Annotated in this window: 17 protein-coding genes; 14 read left to right on the top strand and 3 right to left on the bottom strand. The window is 68.6% G+C overall.

The window, feature by feature from the left end; genetic code table 11:
• The first annotated feature begins 2 nt into the window (after nt 1-2).
• From rsmD to H036_RS0106860, 8 genes are all read left to right on the top strand, one after another.
• On the top strand, nt 3-566 hold the full coding sequence (rsmD, locus tag H036_RS0106895; protein ID WP_026145853.1) for a 16S rRNA (guanine(966)-N(2))-methyltransferase RsmD: 564 nt from the start codon (nt 3-5) through the stop codon (nt 564-566).
• A 21-nt stretch (nt 567-587) separates the two neighbouring features.
• Nucleotides 588-1070 (top strand): pantetheine-phosphate adenylyltransferase, encoded by a 483-nt coding sequence (coaD, locus tag H036_RS0106890; RefSeq protein WP_017934053.1) that lies wholly within the window; start codon nt 588-590, stop codon nt 1068-1070.
• A 9-nt stretch (nt 1071-1079) separates the two neighbouring features.
• On the top strand, nt 1080-1625 hold the full coding sequence (locus tag H036_RS0106885) for a YceD family protein (protein WP_017934052.1): 546 nt from the start codon (nt 1080-1082) through the stop codon (nt 1623-1625).
• Between the two features lie 143 nt (nt 1626-1768).
• Nucleotides 1769-1954 carry a 50S ribosomal protein L32 gene (gene rpmF, locus H036_RS0106880; RefSeq protein WP_017934051.1) on the top strand — a complete coding sequence of 62 codons (186 nt, stop codon included), beginning with the start codon at nt 1769-1771 and terminating at the stop codon, nt 1952-1954.
• Entirely contained in the window at nt 1909-2682 is a 774-nt protein-coding gene (rnc, locus tag H036_RS0106875; RefSeq protein ID WP_017934050.1) for a ribonuclease III, read from the top strand. The genes rpmF and rnc overlap by 46 nt, the downstream gene beginning before the upstream one ends.
• Nucleotides 2682-3605, top strand: a complete 924-nt coding sequence (gene mutM / locus H036_RS0106870; protein WP_017934049.1) for a bifunctional DNA-formamidopyrimidine glycosylase/DNA-(apurinic or apyrimidinic site) lyase — start codon at nt 2682-2684, stop codon at nt 3603-3605. Before rnc ends, mutM begins: the two co-directional genes overlap by 1 nt.
• 7 nt (nt 3606-3612) lie before the next feature.
• The gene (locus H036_RS0106865; protein ID WP_017934048.1) at nt 3613-5184 is read left to right on the top strand and encodes a CDP-glycerol glycerophosphotransferase family protein; all 1572 of its coding nucleotides are present in this window, start codon (nt 3613-3615) and stop codon (nt 5182-5184) included.
• Between the two features lie 76 nt (nt 5185-5260).
• The gene (locus H036_RS0106860; RefSeq protein ID WP_017934047.1) at nt 5261-5458 is read left to right on the top strand and encodes a hypothetical protein; all 198 of its coding nucleotides are present in this window, start codon (nt 5261-5263) and stop codon (nt 5456-5458) included.
• Nucleotides 5459-5531: 73 nt separating this feature from the next.
• Here H036_RS0106860 and H036_RS0106855 read toward each other — a convergent pair whose 3' ends face one another.
• The gene (locus tag H036_RS0106855) at nt 5532-6986 is read right to left on the bottom strand and encodes an MFS transporter (RefSeq protein WP_017934046.1); all 1455 of its coding nucleotides are present in this window, start codon (nt 6984-6986) and stop codon (nt 5532-5534) included.
• Nucleotides 6987-7081: 95 nt separating this feature from the next.
• Here H036_RS0106855 and H036_RS22040 point away from each other — a divergent pair, with 95 nt between their 5' ends.
• The 5 genes from H036_RS22040 to H036_RS0106830 all read left to right on the top strand — a co-directional run bounded on the left by H036_RS22040 (nt 7082) and on the right by H036_RS0106830 (nt 14435).
• Nucleotides 7082-7831 carry a TetR/AcrR family transcriptional regulator gene (locus H036_RS22040; RefSeq protein WP_017934045.1) on the top strand — a complete coding sequence of 250 codons (750 nt, stop codon included), beginning with the start codon at nt 7082-7084 and terminating at the stop codon, nt 7829-7831.
• 121 nt (nt 7832-7952) lie between these two features.
• Nucleotides 7953-11495, top strand: a complete 3543-nt coding sequence (gene smc / locus H036_RS0106845; protein WP_017934044.1) for a chromosome segregation protein SMC — start codon at nt 7953-7955, stop codon at nt 11493-11495.
• Between the two features lie 215 nt (nt 11496-11710).
• A complete protein-coding gene (locus tag H036_RS0106840) occupies nt 11711-13657 on the top strand; it encodes a DUF7657 domain-containing protein (RefSeq protein ID WP_157417100.1) in 1947 nt (648 codons plus the stop codon).
• 74 nt (nt 13658-13731) lie between these two features.
• Nucleotides 13732-14172: an acyl-CoA thioesterase gene (locus H036_RS0106835; RefSeq protein WP_017934042.1), complete on the top strand. Its 441-nt coding sequence runs from the start codon at nt 13732-13734 to the stop codon at nt 14170-14172.
• Nucleotides 14173-14243: 71 nt separating this feature from the next.
• Nucleotides 14244-14435: a hypothetical protein gene (locus tag H036_RS0106830; RefSeq protein WP_017934041.1), complete on the top strand. Its 192-nt coding sequence runs from the start codon at nt 14244-14246 to the stop codon at nt 14433-14435.
• 4 nt (nt 14436-14439) lie between these two features.
• Here the strand turns inward: H036_RS0106830 and H036_RS0106825 are convergent, their stop codons facing one another.
• Both H036_RS0106825 and H036_RS0106820 read right to left on the bottom strand, forming a co-directional pair.
• Nucleotides 14440-15216 (bottom strand): class I SAM-dependent methyltransferase, encoded by a 777-nt coding sequence (locus H036_RS0106825; RefSeq protein ID WP_017934040.1) that lies wholly within the window; start codon nt 15214-15216, stop codon nt 14440-14442.
• A 527-nt stretch (nt 15217-15743) separates the two neighbouring features.
• On the bottom strand, nt 15744-17366 hold the full coding sequence (locus tag H036_RS0106820) for a glycosyltransferase family 39 protein (protein WP_157417098.1): 1623 nt from the start codon (nt 17364-17366) through the stop codon (nt 15744-15746).
• A gap of 152 nt (nt 17367-17518) precedes the next feature.
• Here H036_RS0106820 and ftsY point away from each other — a divergent pair, with 152 nt between their 5' ends.
• Entirely contained in the window at nt 17519-18655 is a 1137-nt protein-coding gene (gene ftsY, locus H036_RS0106815; RefSeq protein ID WP_017934038.1) for a signal recognition particle-docking protein FtsY, read from the top strand.
• Nucleotides 18656-18658: the final 3 nt, after the last annotated feature.

Here is an 18658-nt window from a genome sequence, read left to right as displayed (position 1 = left end):
GCGTGACGCGGATCATCGGGGGTACCGCGGGCGGACGTCGTCTCACCACACCACGTGGTGCCCAGACCAGGCCTACCAGCGACCGGGTGCGCGAGGCGCTCTTCTCGGCGATCGAGTCGTGGTGCGGCTCGCTGCAGGGGCTGCGCTTCCTCGATCTCTATGCGGGCAGCGGTGCCGTCGGGCTGGAGGCGTGGTCGCGTGGCGCGGGCGTGGTGACGTTGGTCGAGCAGGACAAGAAGACGGCGGGGATCATCGCCAGCAACGCGGCGACGCTCGGGTTCGGTCGGGCCAACGTGATCACCTCCGCGGTGGCGACGGCGCTGGCCAAGTCGCCTGCGGCGCCGTACGACATCGTCTTCCTGGATCCGCCCTACCCGTTGGTCGAGGAGGCGCTCGACGCCGACCTGGCCGCCCTGGCCGAGAACGGCTGGCTGGTGCCGGGTGCGCTCGTGGTGGTGGAGCGATCCGCCCGTAGCCCCGAGCCGACCTGGCCGGCCACGTTCGAGGACGTGCGGAGCAGGAAGTACGGCGAGTCGACGCTTTGGTACGGTCACGCCGGACCCTGACTCGACCTCTGGAGGTATGAGATGCGCCGTGCCGTCTGCCCGGGCTCGTTCGACCCGGTGACCAACGGGCACATCGACATCTTCCGGCGGGCGGCGCGGCTCTTCGACGAGGTGGTGGTCGCGACCGGCACCAACGTCTCCAAGAACCGGCTGTTCTCGCCCGACGAGCGGATGGCGATGTTGCGCGAGGCGACCGCCGACCTGCCGAACGTCCGGGTGGCGGGGTTCACCGGTCTGATCGTGGACTTCTGCCGCGAGATCGACGCCGTCGCGATCGTCAAGGGCATCCGCGGGGCGACGGACTACGAATACGAGCTGCCGATGGCGCAGATGAACGTCCACCTCACCGGTGTCGAGACGGTCTTCCTGGCCGGTGCGACCGGCAACGTGTTCGTCTCCTCCAGCCTGATCAAGGAGGTCGCCTCCTTCGGAGGCGACGTGTCGGCGTTCGTGCCGCCGTACGTGCTCGCCGCGCTTGGGGAGAAGCTGCCCCCGCGCTCGTAGGATGGTCGGGTGAGCAGCATCGACCTTCGTGGTCCCTTCGTCCTCGACACCCGCGACCTCGGCCGTCGCGCGGGCAACCAGCGTGAGTACACCCGGACCGTGCCGGCCCCGCCGGACCTCGGCATCGACGTCTTCGCCGTGCCCGAGGGCGACCCGGTCGAGGTGGAGGTGCGACTGGAGGCGGTCGTGGACGGCGTCCTGGCCACCGGCAGTGCCTTCGCAGGGCTGAAGGGGGAGTGCGTCCGCTGCCTCGACCCGATCGAGGACGAGGTGGAGGCCCACTTCCAGGAGCTCTACCTCTACGACGCTCCCGAACGGGACGACGAGGAGGACGACGACCTCAGCGTCGTGGTCGATGAGCACATCGACCTCGAGACCGCCATCCGTAACGCGATCGTCCTGGAGATCCCGTTCCAGCCGCTGTGCTCCGAGGACTGCCCCGGCCTGTGCCAGGAGTGCGGTGCCTCGCTCAAGGAGGATCCGGGGCACACGCACGACGCGGCCATCGACCCGCGCTGGGCTGGGCTCGCCTCGCTCAAGGGCGACGAAGACTGAGCAACGGTCGTGACTCCTGGGGGTCGCAACCACCCGCGTGCCCGCCCCGGGATCGGGCCGATTGGAGCCGAACACCCCGATCCCGTTAGACTTCCCGGGTTGCCCGCAAGGGCGTTCGGACTTTTTTTCACGAGGAGATAACAGTGGCTGTCCCGAAGCGGAAGATGTCGCGCAGCAACACCCGTCACCGTCGTTCGGCCTGGAAGGCCGTCGCCCCGACGCTGGCCACCTGCGCGAACCCCGCCTGCGGTGCCAAGCACCTTCCGCACCGCGCGTGCGGCGAGTGCGGCCAGTACGGCGCCCGCGCCGACCGTCGTCAGGTCCTCTGACCCTTCCTGGTCTCCTGACAAACTACGCCGAGCTTCGAGCATCGCTCGGGGATCCGATCCTGGACCCCGAGCTGCTCGAGCTTGCGCTGACGCACCGTTCCTTCGCCTATGAGAACGGTGGCATCCCCACCAACGAGCGGCTGGAGTTCCTGGGGGACTCCGTGCTCGGCGTGGTGGTGACCGAGGCTCTCTACTGCACCCACCCCGACCTCTCCGAGGGCCGGCTGGCGAAGCTGCGGGCAGCGGTCGTGAACGCGCGCGCCCTCGCCGGCGTCGGCCGCGGCATCGGTCTGGGTCGGCACATCAAGCTGGGGCGCGGCGAGGAGGCGACCGGTGGTCGCGACAAGGCATCGATCGTCTCCGACACCGTCGAGGCGGTGATCGGCGCGATCCATCTCAGCGGCGGCATCGAGGTCTCCTCTGCCGTCGTGCACCGGCTCTTCGACCCGCTCATCGAGCAGGCGTCGGCGATGGGTGCTGGGCTGGACTGGAAGACGTCGCTGCAGGAGATCACCGCCGAGCGTGGCCTCGGCGTACCCGACTATGTGATCAGCGGCGAGGGCCCCGACCACATGAAGGTCTTCACCGCCAAGGTCCGGGTCGGCGACAAGCTCTACGGCAACGGCGTCGGGCGCTCCAAGAAGGAGGCCGAGCAGGCCGCCGCGGAGACCGCCTACCTGGAGCTCACCGAGCAGGCTGCGCCGCCCGCTCCGTCCTCGGTCGACTAGTGCCCGAGCTGCCCGAGGTCGAGGTGGTTCGCGCCGGCCTCGAGCGGCACGTCGTGGGCGCCACGATCTCCGCCGTCGAGGTCCTCCACCCCCGCCCCGTACGTCGCCACGCACCGGGGCCGGCCGACTTCGCCTCGGCGCTGACCGGGCGGACGGTCACCGCCGCCCGGCGTCGCGGCAAGTACCTCTGGCTGCCGTTGGCTGCGCCTGGTTCGGAGGCGGACGACGCCCTGCTGGCGCACCTGGGGATGAGTGGCCAGATGCTGGTGCAGCCCGTCGGCGTACCCGATGAGCGGCACCTGCGGGTGCGGTTCACCCTCTCGGCCGCCGAGCCTGTCGTGTCGGACGCCGAGCCTGTCGAGGCGCCTCGACAGGCTCGGCGGACGAGCGAGCTGCGCTTCGTCGACCAGCGCATGTTCGGTGGCCTCGCGCTCTCCGCCGGGGGAGCGGAGCTGCCGCCGGAGATCGCCCACATCGCGCCGGACCCGCTCGACGAGCTGTTCGACGAGGCCGCCTTCGTCACCCGCGTACGCCGCTCGAGCAGCGGCATCAAGCGGATCCTGTTGACCCAGACCGTCATCAGCGGGGTCGGCAACATCTACGCCGACGAGGCACTGTGGCGCAGCCGACTGCACGGCGAGCGACCGGGCAACCGACTGACCCGCGCCCACGTGCTCGAGCTGCTCGCGAACGTGCGCGAGGTGATGAACGACGCGCTCGCCCAGGGCGGCACCTCCTTCGACGCGCTCTACGTCAACGTCAACGGCCAGTCGGGCTACTTCGACCGCTCGCTGGCCGCCTACGGCCGTGAGGACGAGCCATGCCGGCGCTGTGGGACCTTGATCCGGCGGGTGGCGTTCATGAACAGGTCGTCCTACTTCTGTCCGGTCTGCCAGCCCGCGCCGCGATCCGCCCGGAGGTGAGGGTGCGGTGAGCGCCGTCCTCATCCATCTGGAGTACCCGTTCCACGATGTCGCCTCGGGTGCCGGTGTGCTGGCCGCGGCCCTTGCACTGTTCGGCGCCGGCGATCCGGTCGAGCTGGTCCTCTCCGCGAGGAGCGGGATGCCGGGTGAGGACGCGGTCGGCGACGTCATCCGGCTCTGGGATGAGCTGGCGCTGCCCCATGGCGAGCCGCCGGTGGCCCGGGTGGTGGATGCCGAGACTGCCGCTGCGCTCCCGGCCATCGCCCGCCTCGAGGTGACGGGTGAGCCTGGGCAGGACGCTCGGACGATCCTGATGCTCGGCAGCATCGGGCGGCGCTTCGGCAGCGCGTACGGCGCGGGCACCTCCTGGCTGCGCGGCACACCGGAGCTGATCCGCACCGAGCTGGATGCCTCGGCGCGCGCCCGGCAGATCCGCGCAGTGCACCGGCCGACCCGGCCGCTGCGCTTCGTGGTGATGGTGCAGCACATCCAGGTCTGGAGCGCCGTGGACTCGATCGTGCGCGCTGCGCTCGAGCGCCCGGACGTGGAGCTCGATGTGGTGCTGGTGCCGGAGGAGGCGGCGAACTTCCAGCAGCACCCCCGCGAGGAGGTCGAGGCCTTCGTCGCCTCGCGCGGTGTGAGGCTGCGTGACGCCGCGTGGCTGCGAGGACGACTCGCCGACCTCGACGTCCTGGTGGTGCCAGACCCCTACATCGCCCGCTGGAACACCCCGCCCGGCCTGAGCCCGCAGGAGATCGCCGAGTCGGGCGTCCGGCTGGTGCTCGCGCCGTATGCCCAGGCGCTCTCCGGCGATCCGGTCAACCTGGGCATGCTGCACAACCAGCCGCTGCACAACATGGCCTGGCGGATCTTCGCTCCGAGTCGTGGTGCCGTGGCGAACTTCGCCCGGTGCTGCCGCGCCGGGACCGATCACATCCGCTACGTGGGCAGCGCCAAGCGCGAGCGATTGCTCACCGACGAGGTGGCGGCGGCGCAGGCCACCGAGCTGCGTCGCGCGCTGCGCACGCAGGACGTGGTCCTGTGGAACCCGCACTTCGTGGGTGATCGACGGCTCAGCACGTTCCAGGAGTTGGTCGAGCCGATCTTGCGCCACGTCGCCGAGCATCCGTCCCTCGGTCTGGTGGTGCGCCCGCACCCGCGCCTGATCCCGGAGTACCTCGCGTCAGGGCTTCAGGAGCATGTCGACGACTTCCGCGTCGCCTGCGCCCAGTTGCCCAACGTGGTGCTCGACGAGTCGATGGATGCCACCCCGGCCCTGCTCGCGGCGGACGCGATGATCAGTGATCTGAGCTCCCTGGTCGCCGAGTACCACGTCCTCGGCCGGCCGATCGGGCTGCTCAGGCCCGGGCCGGGCCTCGCGCTGAACGAGGACCAGGACTGGCTGGAGGTGACGACCGCGATCGACGACGAGATCGATCTTGTCCGGTTCCTCGATCCGCTGCGGCGCCCGGCTCGGGCCACCGCACCCGGCCAGGACGACCTCGGCGCCGGTGCCAGGATCATCGAGGCGATCGTGCGCGACTACCGTGACGAGGTCGTCGCGGCCACCTCGGATTGACCATGCGCATGATCGGTGGGACTCTGGTAGACGGCCCGTCCGGGCCCACCGCGATCCAACGAAGGAACGTTCCCTCATGGCCAAGGCGCTGATCGGCTACATGCACAGCGACCTCCGGACGCCGCACCACCTCACTGCCGACAACGCTCGGCTGCGTGCGCGCGTCCAGGAGCTCGAGGAGCTCGTGCTCACCCTCAAGACGGAGAACGACTCGCTGGTCAAGGCACACGCCGACCTGCTCGAGTCGTCGATCCAGGAGATGCAGCCCGCCTGACGGGCAGCCGCCCGTCACGACAGAGCCGCCCCCGACCACATGTCGGAGGCGGCTCTTGCGCTGTCGGGAGCACTCAGTGCCCGGCGTTCTCCCGCGCCCGCATCGGCAGCATGAAGACGGCGAGGAAGCTGACCGCATAGCAGCCGAGCGTCACCCAGGACACCCAGCGGGTGGCGATCGAGTAGCCGTGCGCCGGCAGCCAGTGGAAGAAGATCGTGCCGAGCACGGCGACGCCGAGTGCGCCGGCGAACTGCTGGACGGCGTTGAGCAGCCCGGAGCCTGAGCCGACCTCGTTGTCGCCGAGGTCGGCCAGGACGATGTCGAACAACGGCGCGAAGATCAGCCCGCTGCCGAAGCCGACGATCAGGAACGGACCCGAGAGGTGCCAGGCGCTGGCGCCGTGGTCCAGGCCGCCGGCAACGCTGCCGAACCAGACCAGGCCGACGATCGCGATGCCGAGGCCGATGTGCAGCACGTGCCGCCCGAGCTTCGGGCCGAGCAGGGCACCGGAGAGCGCGGCGCCGACCGAGAGCCCCAGCGCGTACGGCGTCTGCGCGATCGCGGCGTGCTGTGCGGTGTAGCCGAGCCCGAGCTGCATGAACAGGCTCATCACCAGGCCGAGGCCGACCATGGAGATGAAGAACGTGCCGAGGAAGACCAGGCCGGCCACGAAGCCGCGGTGGCTGAACAGCGTGGGCTCGATGATCGGGTGTGCGCTGCGCCGCTCGTTCCAGACGAAGATGGCGAAGACGACCAGCGCCGCGATGACCACGCCGTACAGCCAGGCGGGCCAGCCGAGCTCGCGACCCTGGACCAGCGGGTAGATCAGCGCCGCGCAGGCGACCATGATCAGCACCGAGCCGAGTGGGTCGAGCTTGGTGCCCGGCGTGGTGGGCATGTGCGGCAGCCGGCGCCACGCGATGTAGGTGCCGACAAGGCCGATCGGGACGTTGATCAAGAAGATGGCACGCCAGCCGGTGCCGGCGATGTCGGCGTCGATCAGGAAGCCGCCGAGGATCGGGCCCAGTACCGCTGAGAGGCCCATGATCGGCCCGAACGGGATGAACGCCTTCTGCAGCTCGTCCTCGGGGAAGGACTGCTTCACCAGCGCGAAGCCCTGCGGGATCATGGTCGCGCCGAAGAGGCCCTGGAGCACGCGGCACCCGATCAGGATCCCTGCCGTCGGCGCCAGACCACAGGCCAGCGAGGCGAGCGTGAAGCCCGCCATGCCGATGATGAACATCGGGCGGCGTCCCACGATGTCGCCCAGGCGCGCCGAGGTGATCAGGCCGACGGCGAAGGTCAGCGTGTACGCGGCGAGGATCCACTGCAGTGTGGTCTCCGAGCCGCCGATGTCGCGACGGATGGACGGGCCGGCGAGCTGGGCGACGGTGCTGTCGATCAGGTCCATGACGTCGGCGATGATCACCACCGCCATCACGAACCAGCGGTGCTGGTAGCCGATCGGCAGCTTGCCGCCGGCTTGAGCGGCGCCCGGATGCGCGGACGTCGTTTCGGAGGACGACATGGGTTTGGGCTCCTGTGATTGAATTGCGAACAGTGTTCGCCGGTTACGAACACTGTTCTACGATCGAACGGTGTTCGTGTCAAGGAGGTTAGGGCATGGCGGGGGAGAAGACCTTCCAGCTCGGGCCGGTGAAGGTCCGGGTGCACACCTCTGGCGACCCGGGCCCGGCCAAGGAGCGGCTGAGCCAGGATCGGATCGTCGACGTCGCGCTGGCGCAGATGACGGAGCGGGGCTACGAGGCGGTGAGCATGCGCTCGATCGCCAAGGAGCTCGGCACCGGGCCGGCCTCGCTCTACGCGCACGTGGCCAACAAGGACGAGCTGGACCAGCTGCTCGTCGACCGGGTGGCCCGCGAGTTCCCGATGCCGGAGCCCGACCCGTCGCGATGGGACGAGCAGCTCAAGCAGGCGCTCCTCGACATGTTGACGGTCTATCGAGCGCACCCCGGCGTCGCCCGCGCCAGCTTGGGGATGATCCCGACCTCCCCGGGCGCCCTCCGCAACGCCGAAGGCGTGCTCGCGCTGTGCCGCGCCGGCGGCGTACCGGACCAGCTCGCCGCGTGGTCGTGCGACATGTTCGCCCTCTACATCGGCGCCGTCGCGATCGAGGAGGACGTCTGGCGAACGCGCGCCGCGACGGCCTCGGAGAGTGGTGAGCCGTACGGCGAGGACGCGGTCGTGGCTGCCGTGCACGATCACTTCGCCGCGCTGCCCGTCGACGAGTTCCCGCTGCTCAGGTCGCTCGCAGCCGTGATGACGACCGGTGACGGCGACGACCGCGTCGGGTTCGCGGTCGAGATCATGGTCGAGGGGCTCAAGGCGATGTCGGCGCGCGCAGACCGATGAGGGCCGTAGCGGCGTACGCGCTTGTTAGGGTGGGACCGCCGAGCTTCCCCCGCGCGGGCCACGATGTCAGTGGAGTCTGACAGGATCTGCGCGTCCCACTCACGGACCTAGGGAGCCTGCGTTGTACCTGAAGAGCCTGACCCTCAAGGGGTTCAAGTCCTTCGCGTCCGCCACGACGCTCCAGCTCGAGCCCGGCATCACCTGCATCGTGGGGCCCAACGGCTCGGGCAAGTCCAACGTCGTCGATGCGCTCGCGTGGGTGATGGGGGAGCAGGGCGCGAAGTCGCTGCGCGGCGGCAAGATGGAGGACGTCATCTTCGCCGGTACGTCGGGGCGGCCTCCGCTCGGCCGTGCCGAGGTCGTGCTGACCATCGACAACTCCGACGGCGCGCTCCCGATCGAGTATGCCGAGGTGACGATCTCGCGCACGATGTTCCGCTCCGGCGGCTCGGACTATGCGATCAACGGCCAGTCCTGCCGGCTGCTCGACGTCCAGGAGCTGCTCTCGGACTCCGGCATCGGCCGGGAGATGCACGTCATCGTCGGTCAGGGCCAGCTCGACACGATCCTGCACGCCACGCCGGAGGACCGGCGTGGCTTCGTGGAGGAGGCGGCCGGCGTCCTCAAGCACCGCAAGCGCAAGGAGAAGGCGCTGCGGAAGCTGGACTCCACCGAGGGCAACCTCAACCGGCTCAACGACCTGCTGGTGGAGATCCGCCGCCAGCTCAAGCCGCTGGGTCGTCAGGCCGAGGTGGCCCGCCGTGCCGCAACGGTGCAGGCCGACGTGCGTGACGCGAAGGCCCGGCTGTTGGCCGACGACCTGGTCACGGCGCGCACCACCCTGGAGCAAGAGCTGGCCGACGAGTCAGTGCTGCTCGCCCGGCGGACAGAGGTCGAGACAGCGATCGAGGCAGGCCGTGAGCAGGAGTCCACGCTCGAGGCAGCGCTGCGGGAGGACCTCCCGGCGCTGACCCAGGCTCAGGAGACCTGGTTCGCGCTCTCCGGGCTCAAGGAGCGCTTCCGGGGCACCCAGTCGCTGGCTGGTGAACGGCTGCGCAACGCGACCTCCAGCAACGAGGTCGAGGCACGGACCGGTCGTGACCCCGAGCACCTGGAGGCGGAGGCGGCCCGCGCGCAGGAGCAGGAGCAGGCGATCGAGGCCGAGGTCGAGGCCCAGCGCACGGCGCTCGAGACGGCGGTCAACGCGCGCAAGGCTGCCGAGGACGCTGCGGCCGAGGAGGAGCGCCGGATCACCTCGCTCCAGCGCGCCGCCGCCGATCGTCGCGAGGGCGTGGCACGGCTCTCCGGGCAGGTCAATGCGCTCAAGTCGCGCGCTGCCGCTGCCGACGACGAGGTCGGCCGACTCACCCAGGCCCGCGCGGAGGTGGTGGCACGTGCAGAGCGTGCTCAGCGTGACTTCACGGCACTCGAGACCAAGGTCGCCGGCCTCGATGCCGGTGAGGAAGGCCTCGACGCCGAGCACGAGGCGGCTTCCGCGGAGCTGGACGACCTCGAGGCCCGGCTCGCGAAGCTTCAAGCGGCGACGGCCCAAGCCGACCGCGATCGCTCGGCGCTCGCGGCGCGCAAGGAGGCGCTCGAGCTGGGGCTCAACCGCAAGGACGGGGCGGGGGCGCTGCTCGGTGCGTCCGCCGAGGGCGCGCTCACCGGCGTACTCGGTTCGGTGGCGGCTCTGCTTGCGGTGCGACAGGGCTACGAGACGGCCGTGGCCGCCGCTCTCGGCGGCGTGGCAGACGCGGTGGCAGTCGCCGACGCCGACAGCGCCGTCGCGGCCATCGACCACCTCCGGGTCGAGGATCTCGGCAGAGCCGGCTTCCTGCTCGGCGGCGCCCCCGCGGAAGGCGCCGCGCCGCCCGCGCTGGAGACCGGCGTCTACGCCATCGAGGTGGTCGAGTGCGCGGATTCCCTGCGCCCCGCTGTCGAGCGGCTCCTCGCCGGGGTGGTCGTGGTCGAGGACCTGGCCGGAGCCAGGACGCTGGTCGACGCCGACCCGACGCTGACCGCCGTCACCCGCGAGGGCGATGTGCTCGGTGCCCATCTCGCTGCCGGTGGCTCGGCGAGTGCTCCGAGCCTGATCGAGATCCAGGCCGCCGTCGACGAGGCCGCCGACCAGCTCGCCCAAGCGATCGCTGCCTCCGAGCGGGGCACCTTCGAGACCTCGCGACTCGAGGCCGAGCGGCTGGAGACGCAGAAGCGGGTCGACGTGGCGCTGGCGAAGCTGCACGAGTCCGACGCGACTCTCGCGGCCGTAGCCGAGGAGCTGGGCCAGTACGGCTCTCAGGCCCGAGCCGCCCGCGGCGAGGCCGAGCGCCTGGCCACCGCGATCCAGAAGGCCCAGGAGGCACGGGAGCAGGCCGTCGCCGGGCTCACCGAGCTGGAGGAGCGCCTCGCCCGAGCCGAGGAGGCCCCGGAGGAGGAGCCCGACACCGGCGAGCGGGAGCGGCTCGCCGAGGCTGCCCGCGGTGCACGGCAGGCCGAGATGGAGGCACGGCTCTCGCTGCGCACCGCCGAGGAGCGGTCGCGGGCCCTGCACGGTCGGGCCGACTCGCTGCGCCGCGCTGCCCAGCAGGAGCGCGAGGCTCGGGCCAAGGCTGCCGAGCGGCGCCAGCGGCTGCAGCGCGAGGCGCGCGCCGCCGAGGCCGTCACCGTCGCGGTGGCGCACGTGCTCGTCCGGCTGGAGGTGTCGATCGAGCGGGCCACGGCCGCCCGGACCGAGATCGAGCTGGCCCGGCGCGGTCGCGAGGAGCAGCTGGTCGCCGTACGTGCATCGTTGCGGGACCGGGCCAAGGAGCTCGAGGAGCTGGTCAGCTCGGTGCACCGCGACGAGATGGCGCGGACCCAGCAGCGGATGCGGATCGAGCAGCTCGAGGAGAAGGCGATCGAGGAGCTCGGCACCGAGCCGGGCGCGCTGATCGCCGAGTACGGCCCCGACGTGCTGGTGCCGCAGACTCCTGCCGACGACGGCACCGAGCGGGAGCCGCTGCCCTACGACCGTGACGAGCAGGCCAAGCGACTTCGGTCGGCCGAGCGCGCGTTGAGCCAGCTGGGGCGGGTCAACCCGCTCGCGCTGGAGGAGTTCAGCGCGATGGAGGAGCGACACAAGTTCCTCACCGAGCAGCTCGAGGACCTGCGCAACACCCGCAAGGACCTGCTCGACATCGTCAAGGAGGTCGACACCCGCGTCGAGCAGGTCTTCACCGAGGCGTGGCACGACGTGCGCGTCGCCTTCGACCACGTCTTCTCGCGACTGTTCCCCGGTGGTGAGGGACGGCTGATCCTGACCAACCCCGACGACATGCTCACCACCGGCATCGAGGTGGAGGCACGTCCGCCGGGCAAGAAGGTCAAGCGACTCTCGTTGCTCTCCGGCGGCGAGCGCTCCCTGGTCGCGGTGGCCTTCCTGGTGGCGCTGTTCAAGGCCCGGCCGAGCCCGTTCTACATCCTCGACGAGGTCGAGGCCGCCCTCGACGACACCAACCTGGGCCGGCTCCTGGAGATCTACGAGGAGCTGCGCGAGGCATCCCAGCTCCTGGTGATCACCCACCAGAAGCGGACCATGGAGGTCGGCGATGCCCTCTATGGTGTGACGATGCGTGGCGACGGTGTCTCCACGGTGATCTCGCAGCGACTTCGAGAGGTCAGCTGAGGGGCGGCTGGCCGCTGCGGAGCGCACCACAGACGACGTCCGCACGCCGGCGTCGGCGCCATGCGTGGGGATTCAGCGACCGGATGCGGGTGCCATAGGATCCGGCAGTGCCATCGCCTACACGTGAGTCAATCGCCCCACGCGGAGCCCGCGCCTTCGGCAAATGGACACTTCGGGTAGAGCCGCGAAGCGACGGGCTACCGAACAGAGCGGTCATGTGGGCATTCCCGCTCGTTCTGCTCCTGCTGTTCCTACTGGCGGTTGCATCAGGTGTGTCCGGCACTTCGAACGGTATCTGGCGCGAAGCCCTCTACGGTCAGCAAGGTTCCCACGTGATCGCCGGCGAACCGCGATCGATCCGTACGGACGAATGGCTCGTCCAGGGAAGTTGGCTGATCTCGGAGAAGGCACAGGGCTTCAAACCGGACAACACCGTCTTCCCCGGTGGGGCTGACGCCACAGTCATGAATGACACGCCTACCTGGGATTGGTCGACGGCGTTCCGCCCGCACCTGTGGGGCTCGCTGTTCCTCGATCTCGATCGTGGTGAGGCATGGCGATGGTGGTTGCCGGCCGGGGCACTGCTCGCTTCGGTGTATGCCTTCGTCGTCAGCATCCTGCCTCGCAGGCCGTTGCTCGCGGTCGCGCTGGCGTTCATTGCGCTCTTCCAGCCGTACGTCCAATGGACCTACATGCCAGTCCTAACGCTCGCTATCATCTTCGCGTTCGTGACCATGACGGCGAGCGTGTGGTGTCTGCGCGCAAACGATCTACGTCCGCGTGTCATCGCCGCCCTCGTGACCTGCTACCTAGCGACGGCCATGGCGATGAGCATCTACGTGCCGTTCATGCTCGATGCCTTGTATGTCGCTGCGCCATTCGTCGCAGGTCTTGCGCTTCAGGCATGGCGTCGCGACGGCATGCCTGGCCGTGACGTGGTGCGGCGACTGCTTCCCTTGGCGGCAGCGGGAGCGGTTTCGGGACTCATCATGGTGGTCTGGGTGTTGACCCGCCGCAACACGGTGCGCGCCGTATTCGACACGGTCTATCCCGGCCATCGGGTTGAACGTCCCGGCACGCTCGGCCTCGACTACCTGGTCAGCCTGTTCGGTGCGCCTTTCGAGCACTCGCTTCAGAAGGGAATCTCGACTGGACTCGGTGGCAATCAGTCCGGCGGGTCCTCGGCCTATCTCATCAGCGTGTTCCTCCTCGTTCCGCTGGTCTGGTTCGCTGGGCGGCTTTGGCGGCAGCGGCGATGCATGGACTGGCCGGTAGTGGCTCTTGTCGCGGTCCATATCTTTCTATTCGCACTGATGTTCATCCCCGGCTGGGACTTCCTTGCAGCGTTGCTGTTGGTAGGACGCTCGAACCCGACCGGGGTGAAGATCGCCTTCGTCATGCTGGGTGCGGTCGCCGTGGTCCTGCTCGTCGAGCGGCAGCGGGATATGAACATGGGGGCGCCCTGGAAAATCGCCTTCGGCACCGGATTCGCGGCGCTGGTGGCTGGCGCCCTGGTTTGGACACGGTTGTCGCAGGTCGGGTCGCCTGCGGTTCCGTCCCATATTGCGATGGTCCTCATCGTCGCCTTCGCCGTGGGGCTCGCGGCGTGGGCCCGCGGCTTCACGTTGACCGGGGCTTTCCTCTCGTTGGCTTGCACGCTCGCAGTTGGTTTGGGTGTCAACCCCCTGTATCACGACATGTTCGATCCCGCCCATGACACCCAGGCGGGGCGCCAGATGCTCCGCCTGCATGCTGCCCATCCCAACGCGCGATGGGTAGGAGTAGGCGTCGGCTGGGCTGCCCAGGCGACCGTATTCGAGGGTGGCGTCCCGGGCTATAGCGGGGTGCAGACCTACCCCTCCAAGACGATGTGGCAGCAGATCGACCCGAGCGGGGCGTATAAGCCAGCCTGGAACCGTCTTGCGCACATCGAATGGCTCGCGGGCACCGGTGGTCCGGCGCCACGCAATCCTCAGATCGACGTCGTCGAGATGACTTTCGACAGTTGCGCAGCGTTCGCGCAGCATTACGTCACCTACGTCCTGAATGCCGGCGGCGCGCTGCAACAGAGCTGTCTGGAGGAGGTCGGTTCGTACCGCGAGGGCAACGTTCCAGAACAGATCTATCGGGTGATCCCTGGGCCGGATGGTGGGGGGCGGTGAGGTAGCGTGGCTGCGCTGCGATGGCCGTATGCCACCTCGCAGTCATCACTCGTACTGACACAGGACGGCCGCAGGTGACTGATCGCTCCATCCCCGTCCGAGCCGACTACGTCCACTGGCGCACGATCACCACCCGCTGGCGCGACGACGATGCTTACGGACATCTCAACAACGCCACCTACTACGAATACTTCGACACCGCGGTGAACGCCTACCTCTTCGAGGCGACCGGCACGAACGTCCGGTTGCTGCCGCAGATCGGCGTGGTCGCGGAGACGTCGTGCCGCTACCTACGCGAGATCGGCTTCCCGGAGCCGGTCGAGGCCGGGCTGGTGGTGGACAAGGTCGGCACCTCCTCGATCGTCTACCGGATCGGGCTCTTCCAAGGCCCCGGGGACGAGGCCGCCGCCGAGGGCAGGTTCGTGCACGTGTACGTCGACAACACCGATGCAGCGCGGCCGGTCACACCGATGCCGGACGTAATCCGGGACGCTGTGACCAAACTCCTGCGCTGAGATCCCTCATCTGGCTTGATGCCAATGGCAGGGTGGAGTCGTCGTGACCGCCTACTCGGGGAGGCCCACCCGTGATTTTCATCGTCATCGCCATGTTCGTCATCCTGCTGCTCGCGGGGCTTGTGGCCGTCTACGCCGCCTACCCGTCCCGTGGTCAGAAGACGCCGTACGCTCCCTGGCTGGGCGATGCGATGGAGAAGGCCGCAGACGCGATGCCCACGCTGCAGGCCGAGGAGCAGCGGGACTGGTCACTGCGGCCCTAGGCGTTCAGCTCGCCGTTTCAGGCTCGCTCTGCGGCTTGCGAAAGACCAGGTGGATGATGTCGCTGGCGGCTGGTGCATTGAATAATGGCGCCAGGATCCAGACGACGCCGACCCCGAGAATGCTGGTCGGGGACGGGCGCCGATCTGAGTGCGCCCGCTGCCACAGGCCGCGGCGTCGGACGCTGTCCAAGCTCTGAGCAGCGACCAACTCAAGTCCGTTCTGCCGGCACAACTGCACCAAGCCCCTGCGGTCGAAGAACCATAGATGCGGCGACGGCATGCCGACCTGCCATAGTCGCTCGAACGCGGCTCGCAGCCCGAGCCGGTGGCAGATGACCGCTAGCCGGTAGAACAAGCCCCGGCTGTTGGGGATGTTGATCGACAGCAAGCCTCCACCGTTGAGGTGGTCCGATGAGGCCGCGATCGCGGCGCTCACGTCCGGGATGTGTTCAAGCACGTCGTTGTAAGCGATGGCGTCGTAGGCCTCGTCGGGCGCGAGGACATCTGGGAAGAAGCCGACCCGAACCTTGGTGCCGTCAGCAGAACGTGCAGCGACGGCCTCGTCGGGCTCGATGCCTTCGGCGTCCAAGCCGCGCTCGCTTGCGGCCTGCAGGAACCAGCCATGGGCTGAGCCGACATCGAGGACTCGGCTCGCCCTCGGCAGACCCTGGTCGATGAGGCGATCGACAACAAGCGCGAGGTTGTGGTGCCGTAGATCGGCTAAGCCGGTCTCCCGAAGGTCCTCGTCCAGACCGGCATGGGCGTCGGTATTGATGCCCATCGGCAGATTTGATGCCCACGTTCCGCACGAGGGGCAGCGGAAGCACCAGTTGGTGAGGCGGGGCTCCATCGTCGTCTGGCACACGCAACAGGTCATTTCTGTCCTTCGAGTCGGCATCAGCTTCGGGTGTCGGATCGGCGATGTCACTTTAGGGGCAAGCTGGGCACCCTTCGCCCCGGTAGACGCGGTATCGCGTCGAAATGAGCGTCCCGCAGAGGCCGCTGCGTCCGCGAAACGGGCGCGGATCGCGCTGCTGACTGCTGATGGCTTGGCGAACACGCGGATGGTGGCTGGTCGATGCCACCCTGACCACGGTGCTGGCATGGCGCTCTTGGTACCAGGCCAAGCGCCTGGCGGGCCTGGCCGAAGCTCCTCGTTCAGGCCGGCCGCGGCAGCTCGATCACCCGGTGGTCGAGGCCCGAGACTTTGGAGCCGCACCGAAGAAGCTCGGAGTGACGCGCTGATCGAGCTGCCTGCTCGGGGATTCTGGGGAAGGCCAACCGTCCAACGTCGTCAGATCCGCGCCACTAGGATGCGGCAGCGCCGCGCTTGGGGACTTGGTAGACCTTGAAGGTGCCGCCCGGCGACTTCCAGATCGGAATCCAGTGCGCGACGGCGTGCGGGTGTGCTGCTCGGAACTGAGCGATATATTGCGCGCAGAAACCGCAGACCCGCTGACCATCACTGAAAAGGATGACATAGCTGCCCGGAGGCGGTGGCGCGTCCGCGGGGAACCGCTCGATGGCGATGTTGGCGAGTTGGCGGCCAGCGAAACTACGGGTGTAAGTGGGAAGCTGCCTTTGTGTGGCGAGGTCGGTGTAGAGGACGTTGATCTTCGTGTCGTTCTTCTCAGCCCAATCACGGAAGTCGTTCATCACTCCGCCGTTGGTGACGACGAACTCCGGGTCGTGCCGCACGTAGTTCGCTGTCGGTAGCGCCGCAACGAGGGTGAAACCGGCGATGACCACGGCTGCTGCTCCCACGCGGCGTCGGGGCGTCTCGCTCCACCACCCCGTCAGGCCACGCGCCGCTAGGCGTAGCGTCGTGGACACAGTTCCGACGGCGGCGATGATCATCGGCACGAGAAACGGCATCCAGTAGCGCACCAAGTCCAGCCGAATCGATGGCGAGGCGGGGTCGAGGGCGCCGCCGGCGAGGATCAAGAACGCCGTGATGCTCATAAACCAAACGGTGAAGAGGCCCACCGTACGGCGAAAGAAGATGAGTCCAAGAACGGCCACACATGCCTCTGCCAGCATCACGACGCCATCGGGCTGTTGCAACAGGACCCTCGGAATCATCAACAGATAGGTGACGCGGCTCTGGTTCAGATAGGGCAGGTCGTTGACGTTTGTGGTTGCAGCCATGTCCACGCCCAGGAGGGCGTGGATCCGCGCGAACCAGTTGCCGAAGGCCAGCTGACTGACGACGAGTTCCAGGACGAACATCGCCAGAGCCGTGCTCGCCGTGTAAAGCAGGACCATGCGGCGCGCTGGCCCACCGCGGCGGAGCAACAGATAGGCGACGATGGGCCACGCAAAGATCGACGTCTCACGCATCCACCAGCTGGCGCCCACTGCCAGGCCTGTAGCTGCGAGAAGGGTCGGCAGCGCGAACCGTCGTCGCTCAGCCCGCTGTGCCAGGTCGCGGCTGGCGACGGCGAGGGTGACAGCAAGCGCCGTACTGCTCGCAGAGAAGATGTCGGGATAGAGCCGCATCGAAAAGGTCAGAACCGGGCTGCAAGCCAGCAGCATGATCGCCGCGGCGACGCCCGCGGCGCGACCGAAGAAGCGAGTGGTAAGCCAGTGCGTGCATGCGAGCAGCGTCGCCGTCGCAATCGTCGGGGTGAGGTAGAACGTCAGCTCAGAGTCATGGAAAAGCCGCGTGATCGGAATGAGAGGAAGGATGATCCCGTACCTCGTCAGGCCGATCATGTTCCACGTGATCTGCGGGAATGTCTGTCCGGCGAGAACGTAGTTGAAGGGGTCCGAGACGATCGGGATCGTGCGCAGCCAGAAGGCGATGAGCGCTCCGACGATGCCCACCGCCAGCGACAGTGGCCACCCTCCTTGCCGAAGTCGCCGAGCAATGCGCCTGCGACGCGAGGAAATATCCTGTTGGGGGATCGGCGCTGCCACGACGTCGGTCATGCAATTCTCCTCAACTGGTCAAGACACAAGGTTGCGCCGCAAGACGCTTCCGAGCGCCGAGCCGTTGGGGATGAAGTATCCCTGTTCGTACGTCCGTTGCCGAACCCGGCGCGCGTTGCGCGGCTCGACATGTGCTCTGGTTGGATGGCGTCATGACGCTGTTCCTCATCATCGTCGCCATCGCTGTCCTCGCGCTCATCGCTGTCGGCGTGACGTTCGGTCTGCTCAGCCGTCGCACCCGGCAGGTTCCGCCGACATCGGCGCCGTCGGCGCCGAGCCAGGCGCCGCCGAAGACGGGTGCCGAGACCCCGGTCGAGACCGCCCCACGGGCCGAGCCGGTCCTCGGCCAGGAGACCGCGCCGACCCTGGAGAAGCCCGAGCCGACCTCGTCGCGCCTGGTTCGTCTGCGGCAGCGTCTGGCGGGCACCAACAACGCCCTCGGTCGCGGCCTGTTGGCGCTGATCTCGCGCGACAAGCTCGACGAGGACACCTGGGAGGGCATCGAGGACGTCCTCATCACCTCGGACATCGGCGTCGCGCCGACGCAGGAGCTGGTCGAGAGCCTGCGTACCCGGCTGCGGGTCGAGGGCAGCGCTGACGCCCGCACCGTGCTCCGCGAGGAGCTGGTGAAGCTGGTCGACCCGACCATGGACCGCCGACTCCAGGTCAGCGGCACCGACGGCAACCCAGGCGTCGTACTGGTCGTGGGCGTCAACGGCGCGGGCAAGACCACCACCGTCGGGAAGATCGCGCGCATCCTCGTCTCCGAGGACCGCACGGTGGTGCTCGGGGCGGCCGACACGTTCCGTGCCGCCGCTACCGAGCAGCTGACGACGTGGGGTGAGCGGGTCGGCGTCGAGGTGGTCCGCGGCCCGGAGGGCGGAGACCCGGCGAGCGTCGCCTTCGACGCGGTGAAGTCCGGCGCCGAGAAGCAGGCCGACACCGTGATCGTCGACACCGCCGGCCGCCTGCAGAACAAGCAGGGCCTGATGGACGAGCTCGGCAAGGTCAAGCGCGTCATCGAGAAGCAGGCGCCGGTCACCGAGGTGCTGCTCGTCCTCGACGCGACGACGGGGCAGAACGGCCTCATCCAAGCCCGCGTCTTCAGCGAGGCTGTCGACGTCACCGGCATCGTGCTGACCAAGCTGGACGGCTCCGCCAAGGGCGGCATCGTGGTCCAGGTGCAGCGCGAGCTGGGAGTGCCGGTCAAGCTGGTGGGCCTCGGCGAGGGGCCCGACGACCTGGCGCCGTTCAGCCCCGAGGCGTTCGTCGACGCGCTGCTGAGCTGACCG

The sequence above is a fragment of the Nocardioides sp. Iso805N genome (assembly GCF_000364605.1).
In the GTDB taxonomy this organism is placed as follows: Bacteria; Actinomycetota; Actinomycetes; order Propionibacteriales; family Nocardioidaceae; genus Nocardioides.
Note: the sequence above shows the minus strand (reverse complement) of the source record. Positions and strands in the feature narration are given on the sequence as shown.